Origin of the sequence: Bradyrhizobium sp. USDA 326 (genome assembly GCF_049739485.1) — a bacterium.
In the GTDB taxonomy this organism is placed as follows: Bacteria; Pseudomonadota; Alphaproteobacteria; order Rhizobiales; family Xanthobacteraceae; genus Bradyrhizobium.
Genome location: NZ_JBMGQA010000001.1, coordinates 1,680,444 through 1,695,391 on the forward strand (window position 1 = coordinate 1,680,444; position 14,948 = coordinate 1,695,391).

At 60.9% G+C, this 14,948-nt stretch carries 12 protein-coding genes and 1 pseudogene; 5 read left to right on the forward strand and 8 right to left on the reverse strand.

Features of this window, described 5'->3' with window-relative positions; genetic code table 11:
* Positions 1–14 precede the first annotated feature (14 nt).
* The gene (locus tag ABIG06_RS08055; RefSeq protein ID WP_109141639.1) at positions 15–1,226 is read right to left on the reverse strand and encodes a type II secretion system F family protein; all 1,212 of its coding nucleotides are present in this window, start codon (positions 1,224–1,226) and stop codon (positions 15–17) included.
* 9 nt (positions 1,227–1,235) lie between these two features.
* On the reverse strand, positions 1,236–2,888 hold the full coding sequence (locus tag ABIG06_RS08060; protein WP_225138111.1) for a GspE/PulE family protein: 1,653 nt from the start codon (positions 2,886–2,888) through the stop codon (positions 1,236–1,238).
* 364 nt (positions 2,889–3,252) lie between these two features.
* On the opposite strand from ABIG06_RS08060, the gene ABIG06_RS08065 reads away from it, so the two are divergent.
* The 4 genes from ABIG06_RS08065 to ABIG06_RS08080 all read left to right on the forward strand — a co-directional run bounded on the left by ABIG06_RS08065 (position 3,253) and on the right by ABIG06_RS08080 (position 8,677).
* Positions 3,253–3,564, forward strand: coding sequence for a hypothetical protein (locus ABIG06_RS08065; RefSeq protein ID WP_424578191.1), 312 nt, complete (start codon positions 3,253–3,255; stop codon positions 3,562–3,564).
* Between the two features lie 758 nt (positions 3,565–4,322).
* Positions 4,323–6,530, forward strand: a complete 2,208-nt coding sequence (gspD, locus tag ABIG06_RS08070; protein ID WP_370137408.1) for a type II secretion system secretin GspD — start codon at positions 4,323–4,325, stop codon at positions 6,528–6,530.
* A complete protein-coding gene (locus tag ABIG06_RS08075; RefSeq protein ID WP_338129112.1) occupies positions 6,520–7,152 on the forward strand; it encodes a tetratricopeptide repeat protein in 633 nt (210 codons plus the stop codon). Before gspD ends, ABIG06_RS08075 begins: the two co-directional genes overlap by 11 nt.
* A 1,342-nt stretch (positions 7,153–8,494) precedes the next feature.
* The gene (locus tag ABIG06_RS08080) at positions 8,495–8,677 is read left to right on the forward strand and encodes a hypothetical protein (protein ID WP_225130346.1); all 183 of its coding nucleotides are present in this window, start codon (positions 8,495–8,497) and stop codon (positions 8,675–8,677) included.
* Between the two features lie 230 nt (positions 8,678–8,907).
* Here ABIG06_RS08080 and ABIG06_RS08085 read toward each other — a convergent pair.
* A pseudogene (locus ABIG06_RS08085) lies at positions 8,908–9,293 on the reverse strand (tetraacyldisaccharide 4'-kinase).
* Between ABIG06_RS08085 and ABIG06_RS08090 the strand changes: the two are divergent.
* Positions 9,210–9,419 (forward strand): hypothetical protein, encoded by a 210-nt coding sequence (locus tag ABIG06_RS08090; RefSeq protein ID WP_370141001.1) that lies wholly within the window; start codon positions 9,210–9,212, stop codon positions 9,417–9,419. The pseudogene ABIG06_RS08085 and the gene ABIG06_RS08090 overlap by 84 nt on opposite strands.
* A 365-nt stretch (positions 9,420–9,784) precedes the next feature.
* Here ABIG06_RS08090 and ABIG06_RS08095 read toward each other — a convergent pair whose 3' ends face one another.
* The 5 genes from ABIG06_RS08095 to ABIG06_RS08115 are packed head-to-tail and all read right to left on the reverse strand — an operon-like array spanning position 9,785 to position 14,830.
* Positions 9,785–10,201 (reverse strand): hypothetical protein, encoded by a 417-nt coding sequence (locus ABIG06_RS08095; RefSeq protein WP_424578192.1) that lies wholly within the window; start codon positions 10,199–10,201, stop codon positions 9,785–9,787.
* A 59-nt stretch (positions 10,202–10,260) separates the two neighbouring features.
* Positions 10,261–10,557 carry a hypothetical protein gene (locus ABIG06_RS08100; RefSeq protein ID WP_424578193.1) on the reverse strand — a complete coding sequence of 99 codons (297 nt, stop codon included), beginning with the start codon at positions 10,555–10,557 and terminating at the stop codon, positions 10,261–10,263.
* A 46-nt stretch (positions 10,558–10,603) separates the two neighbouring features.
* Positions 10,604–11,062: a CopG family transcriptional regulator gene (locus tag ABIG06_RS08105; RefSeq protein WP_370137404.1), complete on the reverse strand. Its 459-nt coding sequence runs from the start codon at positions 11,060–11,062 to the stop codon at positions 10,604–10,606.
* Positions 11,063–11,069: 7 nt separating this feature from the next.
* Positions 11,070–13,049: a conjugal transfer protein TraG gene (locus tag ABIG06_RS08110; protein WP_424578194.1), complete on the reverse strand. Its 1,980-nt coding sequence runs from the start codon at positions 13,047–13,049 to the stop codon at positions 11,070–11,072.
* A 41-nt stretch (positions 13,050–13,090) separates the two neighbouring features.
* Positions 13,091–14,830, reverse strand: a complete 1,740-nt coding sequence (locus ABIG06_RS08115; protein WP_370137402.1) for a relaxase/mobilization nuclease domain-containing protein — start codon at positions 14,828–14,830, stop codon at positions 13,091–13,093.
* Between the last annotated feature and the right edge of the window lie 118 nt (positions 14,831–14,948).

A 14,948-nucleotide genomic window follows, 5' to 3' on the forward strand; every position in this document is an offset into this window, starting at 1 on the left:
TCCTCTGCGCTTCGTCAGTCGACGAGCTGCGTGACGGAAAGCAGCGCCGTCATGACGGAAACGATCAGGCCTCCGACGACAATACTGATCGTCAGTATTGCGGCTGGCCCGACCATTCCCAAGACACGATCAAGGCTGCGCTGGAGTTTCGCCTCATAGAATTCCGCGATTCGGCCGGCCAGCACCGGCAATTCGCCGGTCTCCTCGCCCAGCCGTAGCATGCGAACTGCCATGGGCGGGAGCACGTGGGACTCTGCCAGCGCTTGCGACAGCTTGCCGCCGTACCGAACGCGATCAGCCGCTTCGATCCACGGGGCAGGAGACGAGGTCACGGACATCACGTCGACGAGAATGCGCTGCGTTGCGGTGAGATTAACACCACACCCCAACAACAGTCCCAAGTTCCGACAGAACAGGCTCGTGCGGTGGAAGACGAAGATTCTGCCAATTCCAGGCAGCGTTGCAAGCGCAGCGACGATCGAAGCACGTACCTTGGTCTGCCGCATGAGCCACCAGCCCCCGGCCAGGACGAACGCGCCTGAGATCAGCAGCAAAGCGCGGTTAGCTCGCATCAGATCAGAGGCTTCCATGAAGAAGCCAAGTGCCGGGTCGGCGCGGCCGCCGAAATCGCGCAGCACTGATGAAAATTGTGGCAACACAGCCAGAATGAAGAACAGCATAACGCAGCCCGCCGCAAGCAAAACGAAGATCGGATAATGCATGGCATCACTGAGCTTCCGCCGAGTTGCCTCGGTCCGATCCCGCTCCGCCGCCAGAACCTCAAGGACTTGGCTGAGCGTACCAGAGGCTTCACCGACCTTCATGAGTGCGCCATACATTGACGGAAACAGATCAGGTTGCGCGGAAACTGCATCGGTAAAGCTTTCGCCGCCAAGTACGGCCAACCTCAATCTTCTAATCACCGGCCGCAGCCGGCCAACATCGCAATCGTCTGACAACAGATCAAGAGCGTCATCAAGGCGCGCTCCTGCCTTCAGAAGCAGCGCAAGGTCGCGCGTGAAACTCGTGACCTCCGCGTATGAAGGGCGGTTAGGCCAGAATCCGCGGCGAAAGACCGACGGGGAACGGGCCTCCTCCACGGCTTCAATCGGTAGCAGATGCAGAGATGAAATCCGGCGCTCGGCCTCTGCTTGCGTCGATGCGACCAACGAGCCGGCAACGATCTCTCCGAACTGGGTCAACGCTCGATAGCGGAAACTTGGCATAATCCTGATTCAGCGTGCAGCAACAACACGAAGAATTTCAGCCGGCGCTGTGATTGCAGCCCGGCATTTAGCAATCCCATCGTCCAGCATCGTCGTCATCCCCTCGCCGATCGCCGCATGATCGATTGCGAGCCCATCGGCATTATCGGCGATCAGCTCACGCAAACCGCTGCTGAGTTCGAGGAGCTCAAATACTCCGATCCGACCGCGATAACCGCTGTGGCTGCAGCGTGCGCAGCCCCGCGGCTGCCACATGATTTCCCCTGCAGATAGCCCGAGGCGGCTCACTGTGGTGTCCTGGCTCTGTTCATCCTCGCCGAACGGTGTCGGCGCCTTGCAATGCTCGCAGAGTTGTCGCACCAGCCGCTGTGCGATGACGCCACGCAAAGTCGATCGCAAAAGATAGCCTTCCACACCGAGATCAAGCAGGCGCGGCACGGCCGCCGCGGCCGTTTCGGCGTGCAGCGTCGTGAGCACAAGATGTCCCGTGAGCGCGGCATGGACGGCCACATTCGCCGTCTCCGAATCTCGGACTTCACCGACCATGATCACGTCGGGATCCTGACGAACAAAGGATCGGAGTGCACTCGCGAAAGTAAGCCCGATGGCAGGCTTGATTTGCGACTGATTGATTCCGGGGATGTCGTATTCCACGGGGTCCTCGACCGTCAGGATTTTCCGTTCTGGCACATTGAGCATGGACATTATGGTGGCGAGAGTTGTCGTTTTGCCACTGCCAGTCGGCCCTGTGACCACAATCATGCCATGCGGAGCCGTGATCAGCCTGCGCAGAACAGCCTCATCGCGCTCGGAAAGGCCGAGACGGTCTACTGCAAGCTGGGAGCGGTCCTTCGGCAGAAGGCGCAGAACCGCGGACTCGCCATACTGCGTCGGCATGATAGCAACACGCACGTCGATCTCGCGGCCGACCCGAATTCGCGCAGCTCCGTCTTGCGGCAGACGTCGTTCCGCGATGTTCAACCCAGCAATGATCTTGATGCGAGAGATGACTGCCTGGGGCAGCACACCCGCTGGCGGCTGAATGGCACGAAGCAGCCCATCGATCCGCAGCCGAACCGTAAGGCCCGTTGAGAACGGCTCGATGTGAATGTCACTCGCGCGCATTTCGAGGGCTTTTTCGATCAGATCAGTGACCGCGCGCACGACGGGCGCGCCGCTCGCCAGGTCGCGCAGACTTTCGATATCGTCATCGCGTAGCTGCTGAACGGCGGACTGCCCCCTCTCTTCCGCAGCCCCGAGCTTCTGATCGAGACAGATAGAAATGTCCTCTATCGAAGCTACCTTAAATGAGGTCGCCCCCCCGAACACCAGCTCCGCGGCTCTACGCGAGGGCTGGTCGGTGGGATCCGCCATGGCGAAGACCGGTGTGCCATCCGAAACGCGGTGAGGAAAAGCCACCACTTCGCGAAGAAAGGCTGGCGAAAACTGGTCGATTGCAGGAGCAGCCGCCATCATTTCCCGCAGCGTAATACGTTCGAGACCAGAAAAGCGGGCGGCTTCGTCGGCAAATGACTCTGCCGATAGGTCAAACATCTCCCAAGTTCTCGTCGGCCGCTCACCGGTTTGAGCGTCGCCCTCCGGGTGCGCCGAACACATGCGCCGGAGATGCTCGATGAATTGCGTTGACGATGTACCGCACATAACATGATCCGCGCCCAAGGGTCGGCATCGGACCCGAGTCGACTCGTCAAACATCTCTGGCAAGTCACATGCCAAATTGCGAGAGACGCTGACATCGGCGCGCAATGTTGTTTAGGCAGATCGTCCGACGGCGAGCCGCGCGCTTCGTCGGCTCGAATGCGCTAGTGTTCGACTCCGAACAAAAAGTGGAGCGAGGTCTATATGCCGCCAGCTCCGTCGCGAACGCGACATTCAGAGCGCCGCCATGTCGCACCTGCAGCTTGGTACAGCCCTTGCAGAAGACTTAAAGCTGGGGCGGCCCTGAGACTCTAACCGGTTGACCAATTTGACTTGGGCCGCTCCGCCGAAAGCGACAGAGGGGAGAATGACCCAGAGCACGAGACGAACGATTGATGCGGCGCTGAATACGAACATCGCGCTGAAGGGGCTGCAGAGGCATGCAACAGAGGCCAATCTGACGCAGCGCTATCAGCTGCATCCGGAGCAACGAAAGCAGCAACTTCTGGAGCCGGTGGCCCGCACGTGCGAGAGCGGCAGCGGCAAGTACGGCGCAGCAATCATGGAAAGCCGCTGGTCGCCGGCACTGCTCGTTGCTCGGTCTTGTCCGCTCAAGCGCCACGGCCGCCACCCGTCGCTAACCAGGCGACGATCCGGCGCTGGTGCGGCGCATCGATGAACGTTCACGAGTTGCCACGGCTACTTCTGGACGACATCTGTGGCGCTGGCACTGAGCCTTGAACGATCCCGGCGACCGCGGCCGGCGAGTGAGGCGCGTGGTCAAACCAGCCAAAACATGAAACGCTATCCGCACGAGGCCCGTCGTTTGGAGAGGCGTTGAGCTTCACCAACCGCCGGTGGCGAGCGCCAACGACACGTCTTCCTATAGCGGCACTTGGATACGTGGGCCTATGACGCTTGGCCACTCAAAGGGTACGAGATAATGCCTGCGACGAACTACACCGCAGACTGGGCGCTCGCCACAACGTTGAGCTCTTCTTGCCATTGCGCATCTTCAGGGTCGCCATCCGGCTCTTCAGTAACGTCGATGTGGGCGGAGCGACTTCAAGCGCATCAAATACTGCAACGGGCAAACAGGTCGTCCATTCCACTGCACTTCGAAGAAGACGTGGGCGGGCAACCGATAACAGGATGAGTCGGCCGGACATAAGCGATCGAGCTCGTGCTTCGGCAAGATAAACTTGGTGGCGAGATCACCCGTCCTCCGGCGGAATGGGCTTCAACTTCAAACGATTGGCTATCGACATGGAAGTGGTTAATCGCGGCGGATCGGTACCCCCACCTGGCTGGCTTTCGTGCGCGGGGCAGTAAATCTGCCGCGGAGCTCCAAGCCACATCCATCACTAGCCTAAGTGGATCAGCAATCCAGTGAGCCTTCCAGTAAGTCGCAGTCAGTGCGGTGGGGTCGCGCGCAACATGCTGCTTGTCGCGGCAATGTTTCTGTTCGCTTCATGTAGCATCGTCACGAACGGCACATCCACGACAGCACCCGCTGACTTGGACGTGCTCGACAAGGTCCGATCGCTCGACATCCTTCCGCGCGGCGAACAGCCGATCACGGCTTTCCAAGCATCGCCTAACTCAGGCGGTGTAGCAAGCAGCACCTATTCGGGTTCAGAGATCTCCGAAGCCACGGAGGCGCGGCCGCAGCAGACCCCAAATGGTCCGGGCTACAATCTGGACTTCGAGAACTTGCCTGTCGCCACTGTGGTAAAGGCGGTGCTCGGCGACATTCTCGGTCTCGGCTATACCATCGATCCACGCGAGCAGGCCACAGTCAGCCTGTCGTCCGCACGACCGGTGCCCAGATCTGACATCGTTTTCGTGCTTGAGAGCGCGCTGCGACTTTCCGGGCTTGCGCTGGTACGCGATACGGGCGGATACAAAGTGACGCCCCTCGGCAACGCCACTGGAGCAGGCCACGTCGATACTGATGCTCGTCGTTCCGAAGCCGGCTATGGAGTGTCAGTGGTACCGCTGCAATACGTTGCAGCGAAAACCATCCTCAAGTTGATGGACAGCTTTGCAACTCGCGCCGGAAGTGTACGTGCGGACCCCACGCGAAACCTGCTTCTGATCCAGGGGACCGGACCCGAGCGGCGAATGGCCGTCGAAACCGCCCTGAGCTTTGATGTCGACTGGATGAAAGGCCAATCGGTAGGCATTTATCCCATCCACAATTCCGCGCCGGAGCCTCTGATCGCAGAGCTCGAGAGTATCTTGGATTCCGGCGACAACGGGCTCAGTCATGACCTTGTGAAGCTTCAAGTCGTCTCCAGATTGAACGCCATCATGGTCGTAACTCGCAAGCCGCCCTTACTCCAGACCGTAGCGACTTGGATCCATCGGCTCGATCGGGCAGACTCGGCTCAAACCGGCGTTCGTGTCTATCGTGCCCGCTATAGTGATGCCCGCCACTTGGCCAAGGTGCTGAACCAGATGTTCGTCGGCAGCGCCTCAACGTCGATCGACATCGCCGATAAGGAGGTCGCTCGCACGACCTCGGCTGCCGAACGGCTGTCTGCCAATACGTCCGCCCCGTCCCCCAGCCTGTCCGCCCCCGCATCGGGCAGCAACGGCGTAAGTAACCCCTTCCCATCAGGCATGAATTCGTCGAACGGAACGGATGCCAGCGGTGGACTTGATACACCAACCGGGGGTGGACCGCCGGTCATGCCCAACGTACGGATCACCCCTGATATCGTGAATAACTCTGTCTTGATCTATGCCAGTCGCGAAAACTATCGGATCATCAGTTCCACCTTGAAGCAGCTCGACCAACCCGTGCTGCAGGTCGGCATCGAGGCGACGATCGCCGAGGTAAAGCTCACCAACGAGCTGAGTTACGGTGTCCAGAGCTATCTGACCAGCAAGCAGCTTGGATTGAAGGCCGACCAGGGTTCTATCCTTACGTCGACCTCGACCAGCGGGACAGTGAGTAAGGCCGCGAGCGCGCTGCTAAATCGCATTCCGGGCTTCAACTTCCTGATCGGATCGGAGTCACAGCCGGCCATTATCCTCGATGCGCTGCACGGGGTGACCAGCGTCAATGTGTTGTCCAATCCGTCACTCGTTGTCACCAACAACCAGCCCGCAACCCTTCAGGTCGGCGATGTTGTTCCGGTCCAGACTAGCAAAACAAGTTATCCATCGCAAAACGGCGCTGTGGTTAGTACTATCGACTACCGCAACACGGGCATTATTCTTCGCGTTGTGCCGCGTATCACCACAAGTGGGCACGTCAGTCTCGAGATCGAACAGGAGATCAGCCACGTATCCTCGGCCGGTTCAACCGAGCTTACGCCGACCGTGTCTCAACGCAGGGTGAAGAGCGCCGTCTCTGTGGCAAACGGCCAAACCGTGGTCCTGGCCGGACTGATCAGTGAAGGCCACGATGGGAAGCGCAGCGGCATTCCGCTACTTGACGAGATTCCCGGTCTTGGCGATGTGTTTTCACACCAGAGAAAGAAGGGCGAGCGGACAGAGTTGATCATCTTCATTCGACCCCAGATCATCCAGACCGGCAGCGATGCGCATCAACTGGCAGAGGAGCTACGTTCCAAGCTTCGCGGTGCAGTCGGCGCGAGCATTACAGATGACTTGCGTGTCCGCAATGTCCGCTGATCATTGTCATATCCCGCTGTTGGCTCGACGCGACATCATTTGGTTCGTGCTGGCGCAAATGATGGCTCTGCTTGTCGCGTTAGCGCCAGCACGCGCAGACGCAATTGCATCGGCAAGGAGCGCTTATGCACATGGGGACTATCAGAAAGCAGTCCGCCAGCTCACCCCACTTGCTTTACGCGGCAACGCGCAAGCACAGGCGATGCTTGGTTTCATGTACGAAAACGGATTCGGCGCACCAAAAGCCTACGATGCTGCAGTCGGCCTATATATTCAGGCCGCAAATGCCGGAAGTCCATTTGCCCAGGCGATGCTCGGCCTGATGTATGACAAAGGCCATGGCGTCCCGCAGGATGTCGTTCTCGCCTACAAATGGATGGATATTGCGGCAGCTCAGGCCCGCAGCGCTCAAAGGGATTATTTTCTCCGCTTGCGCAACGCGATTGCCTCCAAAATGTCGATGAATCAGATCGCACAGGGTCAGGCATGCGCGCGGGCATGGACACCAAGTCCATGGTCAGGCCGGATGCGCAGCTCCCCCTTGCAGTTCCCGAAGGACGGAGCGGCCCGCGGGGCTATTCGATCAAGAGGCGCTCGCGGTGGTACAGCCGGGACGCCCTAGCTGAACCCACAGCGAAGGCCTCGCGCCTTCCCGCCGTAAAGGTCTTCTTGCCGGCTTCGTGCGGATGCGGTGCCCCGGTCCCAGCCAATGCTACCAAGCATAGGTCAGAAAGTGTCATTCGTGGCGCATCGTTCAAAACGCTGATCGCGGCCCTGAGACGGCCTTGAAATGCTCAAGCCGCGTCGTCGGTGTCATGAAATTGCCCCGGAAGCATTGCTGGAGCAGAGACGCCAGCGGGTGATGCAGCGGGAGAGGAAGTCACGGCTTTTATTAACGTGATGCCAAGTAAACGACCTCGATGGCGCCTAACGACAAATGCGCAGCCCCGCTGGAGTTCGGAGCCGCCGGATCGCATCCTAACCTGACTTAATCCGATCATCTGAACGATGCGTGGCAGCCTTGCCGCCGCCTCACGGGAGCACCCGATCACGCCTAAGCCTGATCAACGAAAGGTGTGATCTCTCGCTTGCGCAGAGCAAGCACCGCCCCCCGACCGGCCCTTCGAACCGGTTCACTGCTCCGTGGCATCTCCGCCTACGCACCTCTTGATGAAACTCCTCCTGGACTCCCCAACGACCTTCTGATCGATCGCCTGCTTCAGCCTGCGCCATGCACAGCTGCATCTGGTCGCGCTTGTCCTGTCCCTCCAGATTTTGCGTCGTGGCGAGACAAGTGACGCGCTTGGCCGCGGGAACCGGCACGGTAGTCGGAGCGGCCGACGGCGCCGTCGTTTGCGCGAACATGGGCCCAACAATTAGACACACAAGGCTAGCGGCAACGACGGCGGACGGCGTTTCATCGAACTCTCCTGATCGTCCGGAAGCGATAGAAGTTTTGCGATGAATGCCGGCTGAATGGCGAACTGGTCGCGGCTGCGCGAAGCGCAGTCCGCTGGCGTGACACCATGTCTCAGCGGATGCGGGACGAAGTTGGTGGGTTACACCGGCACGCTTCGCGCGGTCGCAAGGTTAACCGACCGTACGGGACCTGCAGGCCTATCGCGACATCACCCTCGTCGCGTCGATCCGCGTTGTATCCAACCGTGCTTGCACTCCGAGGTAAGTCATTTCGCTTTGTGGTTGGGATTTTCGTCGCGGTCCGGCGCCCTTAAGTTGTTTGACGAAGTCTTGCTGAAACACAGCGCTGCTAAACTGCGCGCTAGGTAACTAGCCCTGTTCTTTTTACCGCACAGACGATCAAGTCAACCAAACGACCGTTGAGTTTTGGAATTGGCGCAGTCTGTGAGCGGGCTCATATCGAAGAGCCACCTGACGGGCTACTGATCACCTCGAAATCCGCGGTGGAATATCTGTCAATTTAAAGTCAATCGATGGGGGTGATCATGCCCATCATACTGGATTTGCTCTATCGCGAATATTGCCGCGCCCGCCTCGCTGAAATGCGCAAGCAGCTTCTGATCGCAGCTGAACTCTTTGAAGCACTCGAAGCGGACTACCTTCTTTCGGATCAGAGTGACGAGAGGGCGGCGGCATACCGTAAGACCGGTCGCGGCGCGCCGCACTGAAGCGACCAAGACCGGCAATCTCTCCCGCATGGCAGTGACCAAAACAGCTTGGGAGACAGCGATGAACACACCCGAATGCTATACCGTTATGGTGACCTGCGTCTCGTGCCTGACCATCATCGGAATGATGGTCGTTGGGGTGTGGTGAGCATGACTGTCTGCTGAGGCGGTAGCTTTAGCGAGTACGGAACGAAGTTGGTGGGCACGCTTCGCTTTGCCCACCCGACGGATCAGCGTCTGGAGAAGCGCCGCTCGCGAGCCTCGTAGAGATGGTTGCTGATCAATTGCCGCAGCTTGGCCGGGTCGTCGAATTCGAGTTGGACGGCGAACAGCACGATGCCCGCCGGCACGCCTTCGCTGCCATGCAGTCGCGCAAGATCCCTCTCCGTCGTCACCAGCGTCAACTGCTCGCGCTGTACTTCCGCCGCGAGCGCGGCGAGTTCCTCGCGCGAGAACATGTGATGATCGTCGAACGGCGCGTGCGCGCGACCTCGATGCCGCTGGCCTGCAATGTGCGGAAGAAGTGCTGGGGATGGCCGATGCCGGCGAAGGCGAAGACCCGCTTGCCGAGCAGTTGCGCGAGCGAGGCCGCATCCGGCTTCAGGCGCGCGCGCAGCTTGGGCTTGTTGCGTTTGGCGACCTCGGCGGCGACATCGGCGGCGGCGAGTCTGGCTCGCGCCTTGCCAAATGCATAAAAAGGTCAGGCCGCGCCGACGTCCTCTCGAGAGGAAGCACTGCTTGAACCCGGAAAACTCGCTTAGGCTGGATTCTATCAACTCGCCACGCGGGAGTGTCGTCGGGACTGCCGGGCTCTACCCATTTCGTTCGGAAATCACGCGAAGTCCCGTGCCACAAAAGTGCTCGCCGCCGACCCTCGAGACCTCAGTCAGCCGTCATGACGTCATCGAGCACCGTATCCCAGAATGTGCGCAGCAGTTTCTCCTTGAGTATCCCTTCGCCGTGCTCCGGCTTGAAGAACCAGCGCGGCATCTTCAGTCCAAGTCCTGGCGTTAGGCCGAGGGGCACCGTACCCGACCAAAGGCCTCGGCGAATCTTGCTCAATCTCGCAGTTACTCACCCAGCAACTTGATAACGCTCGACCAACTCTCACTCACTGCAAAGATGGCCTGCGAACTGATTCTGATATTGTCTGATCATACGCAGATTGTGCCGCTTGACGTCAGAGTCGCAGATGTGCTGTTCACCAACGCACTTGATGACGATCGCTTGCGGCTCGATCTTTGCCCCTCGGTTCACTTTCGCACGTAACGAGGAGGTAGAAAGCCGCAATGTTGTGAGACCGCGCGCCGCAGCGTAATCGAGGGGCTCGTAATAGCACAAGACGAAATATCTGTAATCCTTGAGATCGCGACTGTAGTCTGCCCCGAAGTAGCGCAAGTGAAGTGCCGTTCCAAAGCGATAGAAAACAGCAAGCCCGGTTATCTCGTTGTTGCGCTCGGAAATAGCTGCGGCACCGAACTGCGACACACCCGCCTTTCTCTGCCCGGCGAGTATCCTTTCCATCCAGTCGCGACCCTGGGTGCTTCCGTGTCGAGACCTGTTTTGGGTTATGAGATCAGCGACTATGGAGTCATCGAGTTCTTCGGCTGAGGCCCATCCGATCTCGCCCCCGGCTCGCCGGAACGCGGCGACTTCAGACTTTCCAGGCCCAGCTTGGCCGCCACTTCCTTGTTCTGACCGCCTTCCGCGCAGGCCAGCACGATCCGGGCTCTCAGAGCCAACGCCTGCGCCGTCTTTCGCCGCATTGTCAGCGACTGAAGTACAGCGCGTTCATCATCGATCAATATCAGGGGCGCAAGTCGCTGGGCCGTCATCAGATCCTCCGTCGCTGCTGCAGCCACCATCTCTGGCACCGCCACGCGAATCTAACGCGAATCTACGATTGCGAACTTGTGACTCGGGACACTAGTGGCCGTCCGCCTTCATTGTTTCTGGGCTGAATTGGACGCCATCCACGTCATTCGGGATCTCCTGCCGCAATTTCGGCCCCTGATTGAGTCGGCGGCCCAGTGCAGCGACAAAGTTATCATAGCGCGCTCCGGCCTGTGCCCTCGCGGCCTTGGCGGTCGGTTCGGGGAGTGGCGGTGTCGTCGTGAGCCAGAACCGGATGAAAAGCGCGATGGTCTCGACCGCAATCCCGACATCCCGCTCTAGGCGCGCGATGCGGCGATCAATTTGATCGAGTCGCTTGGCAATAGCGGCCTCCCGCCGTTCATCGGAGTCGGGCGACAGAAAGGACGCGATCGCGGCTTCGGCGATGAGCGACTGCGACTGCTCGCGCCGGGCGGCATAGGCCGACAGCGCCTTCATGACGTCGGGATCGAGATAGACCGACATCTGGACCTTTTTCTTCGGCGCGGCCATGCCAGCCTCACAATCCGAGATCGTCGCTAGGATCGAGCGACGCTTGTCGTGCCACGCCCTGCATCACGTCATTCATGCGCCTGATCCGTGGGGCATCGTCATCGACCTCGTCGGCGTGGTCAGACGCGAACTCGTTGTCGAGCGGTTCCTTCTTTTCGAAGATGTCTCGATCCAGTTCCGGGTGCCACCGCCGATCCGCGGTCTTGGGTTCTTCGTCATCCATCTGATCGCCGGTCGGCGCCTGCAATGCCATTGGTCGCGGCGGCAGCGGCCGTGAACTCCAGTCATCCAGCCTCCCATCGCTGGCCTTGGTTAGCCTCGGCGGCGCAAAGATGCGCTCCTGGAAGCGCGTGTCCTCGTAGTAGCGCGCCTTCTTGGCGCGGATCGGATGGAGACCTGACATCATGACAATCTCATCTGATGGCGGCAGTTGCATCATCTCGCCGGGCGTCAGCAGCGGACGGGCGGTCTCCGACCGCGATACCATGAGGTGGCCGAGCCAAGGCGCGAGCCGGCTGCCGGCGTAGTTCTTCATCGCCTTCATCTCGGTCGACATCCCAAGTGCGTCGCTCACCCGCTTCGCGGTCCTTTCGTCATTGGTCGCGAAGCTGACCCGGACGTGACAGTTATCGAGGATCGAGTTGTTGGGGCCATAGGCTTTCTCAATCTGGTTCAGCGACTGGGCGATCAGGAAGCTCTTGATGCCGTAGCCGGCCATGAAGGCCAGCGCGGACTCGAAGAAGTCGAGTCGGCCGAGCGCCGGGAATTCGTCGAGCATCAGGAGGAGGCGGCGGCCGGCCTTGGCCTGCAGATCCTCTGTCAATCGGCGGCCGATCTGGTTGAGGATCAAACGAATCAGCGGCTTGGTGCGGTTGATGTCCGACGGCGGCACGACAAGATAGAGCGTGGTCGCTCGCTCTCCGCCGACGATGTCGGTGATCCGCCAGTCGCAGCGCCGTGTCACCTGCGCCACCACCGGATCCCGATAGAGGCCCAGAAACGACATCGCGGTGCTCAGGACGCCGGAGCGTTCGTTGCCGGACTTGTTCAGCAACTCGCGGGCAGCGGACGCTACGACGGGATGGACACCGGCCTCACCGAGATGCGCCGTTCGCATCATCGCGGCAAGCGTCGTCTCGATTGGCCGCTTGGGATCGGACAGGAAGGCAGCGACGCCGGCGAGCGTCTTGTCTTTCTCGGCATAAAGGACGTGGAGGATCGCACCCACCAGCAGAGCGTGGCTGGTTTTCTCCCAGTGGTTCCGCTTTTCAAGGCTACCTTCTGGATCGACGAGAATGTCGGCGATGTTCTGGACATCGCGCACCTCCCACTCGCCGCGGCGGACCTCAAGCAACGGGTTATAGGCTGACGACTTCGCGTTGGTCGGATCGAACAGAAGAACGCGGCCGTGATGGCTGCGGAAGCCGGCGGTGAGCTGCCAGTTCTCCCCCTTGATGTCGTGGACGATCGCCGAGCCCGGCCAGGTCAGGAGCGAAGGAATGACGAGGCCGACGCCCTTGCCGCTCCGGGTCGGCGCGAAGCACAGGACATGTTCCGGTCCATCATGGCGGAGATAGGAGCCCTCGAACCGGCCGAGCACGACGCCGTCCGGCCCGAGCAGGCCCGCCTGCTCGATCTCCTTTGCCTCCGCCCATCGCGCGGAGCCATAGGTCTCGGCATTCTCTGCTTCGCGAGCGCGCCAGACGGACATGCCGATCGCAACGGCTGCGGCGATGATGCCGCCAGATGATGCGATGTAGGCGCCCTCGGTGAAGATGGAGGGTGCATAGGCGTCATAGGCGTACCACCACCAGAAGAAGGCAGGCGGAAGATAGAAAGGAAAATGCAAGAGCTCGAACCAGGGCTGTCCCAATTGGGCTTGAAAGCCGAGCCGCCACGCCGTCCATTCCGTCGCGGCCCAGGTCGTCAGCAGGACGATCGCGAATACCGTGATGACCTGCCCCCAGAGGATTCTGGTTGCAGACATTGCGGCCGCCCTCTCCTGACGCCGGTGATTGGAGGGATCGTTCACAGGCCGAGCCCCCGATTGCGTCCAAAACCCCAATCGATGCCGCCATCTGCGCGAGCGACGCCGGAGACATGCCGGCCGAGCTGCTTTTCCAGTGAGGGCGTCCAGGGCACGAGCTGGAAGCCGAGACCGTCGTCGATCATGGCGAAACGGCCGGAAGCGAGCGCGAAACGCTGCCGATAGGTGCCGGCGACATACTCGCCGCCAGCCGACGGATTGAACGGCTGACCGGTCTCGGCGGCAAGCTGCTTACCGAGAGCATCCACCTCCCGACGGCGCAGCGCGCCAATCAGATTCTTCGCGAATACCAGCCCACGCGCCTGCCGTTCCGCAAGACCGTGTTCAACAAGCTGCTCGGCCCGGCGATGCATGGCGTCGCGAACCTCGGCGCCGAAGCCGGCCTGGCCGAGCACCACAGGGTCGCGCGCGACGGCCTGGCGGTCGAGCCATGTCGCGCCGCTCGCGGTCACCTGCGCTTCGATCGCGAGATCCGAGCGAACCGCGAGCGCCACGCGACGCTGCCCTCGCGCATCATCGAACTTGCGGAGCTCGACGATCGAGCCCGGTGCGCTGTCGCCGGCGGCGTCGAGATCGGGCAGCCTGATGTGGTGGGTACGGCCGTCGACGCCGTCGACCACTGCATAGGCAGTCCCCTTGAGTTCGTCGTCGAGGCCGCGATCGACGAGACGTCCGATGATGGGGACGTCAAGGTTTTCGCCAGCCAATACGTAACTGGCGCTTCCGCGCTCGATCCCCCGTTCGGTCAAGCTGCGGTGGATACGCTTGATGATGTCGCCGCGCTCGCCGAGTTCGCGCAACGTCGTCTCGGCGCTCTCGTCCATGATCCATTGGCCTGGCCCAAGCTGATGAGCAAGGCCAAGGCTTTCCAAGCGCCGCAGCCGGCCCACCTTCGATGCATGGAACTGATCCGGCTGCCGCGCGGAATCGGGAGCGAGGTCGATGACACCGTGCCGGCCTGCATCGCGAACAAGCTGGCGATCGAGCTGTGTCCAGCTCTCGGCTTCGACTTGGCGCTCGAGTGAGCGACGGATGTCGAGCTCGGAGCGCGGTCCGAGTTCTTGTGTGACCAGATCCCGGGCGCGGGCGCGCATCCCCTCTTTGATGTAGTCGCGGGAGATGACGAGATCCTGGCCGTCCTCTGCGACGCCGCGCACGATGATGTGTACGTGCGGGTGCTGCGTATTCCAGTGATCGACACCCACCCAATCGAGCTTGGTGCCGAGGTCCTTTTCGATTCGGCCGACCAACTCCCGCGCGAAGCCCTTCAGGTCGGCCATATCGGCTGCGTCTTCCGGGGAGACGATGAAACGAAAGTGGTGCCGATCATCCTGGCAGCGCTCCGCAAAGGCCTTGGGATCGGCGTCCTCGGTGTCCGGGCCAAACAGGTGGGCCTTTTCCCCGTCCCGCGTGACCCCCTCGCGCCGAAGGTAGCCGAGATGGGCGCCGAGCGGCGCCGATCGCGCTCTATGACGGACGACGCGGGTCTTGATCGTCACCAGACGCGAGCGGCCGGTGAGGAGACGATTTGCCCGCACGCTGGCTAGGCGGCCGCGGCCGAAGCGCGAATGCCGGTGGCTCACGAGATGGCCGGCCCGCGAAATGCCGCCGCCGGCGCGCTGAGTGGCTGCGAGCGCCTGGGCGATGAAGGGCTTGGCTCGTTGGGCGCGCAATGAGCGGATGCGGCCTGGCCGGGGCTGAAAGTCGCTGTCTTCAGCCATGGTCGGCCTCGACAATGTGCGAAACGTCGAATTCCCACAATGAGTTGACGACGAGTCGCACATTGCGCGCCGAAGCCGTACATTGCCGGATCAGTAAAAAAGCGAAGCAACAACAACC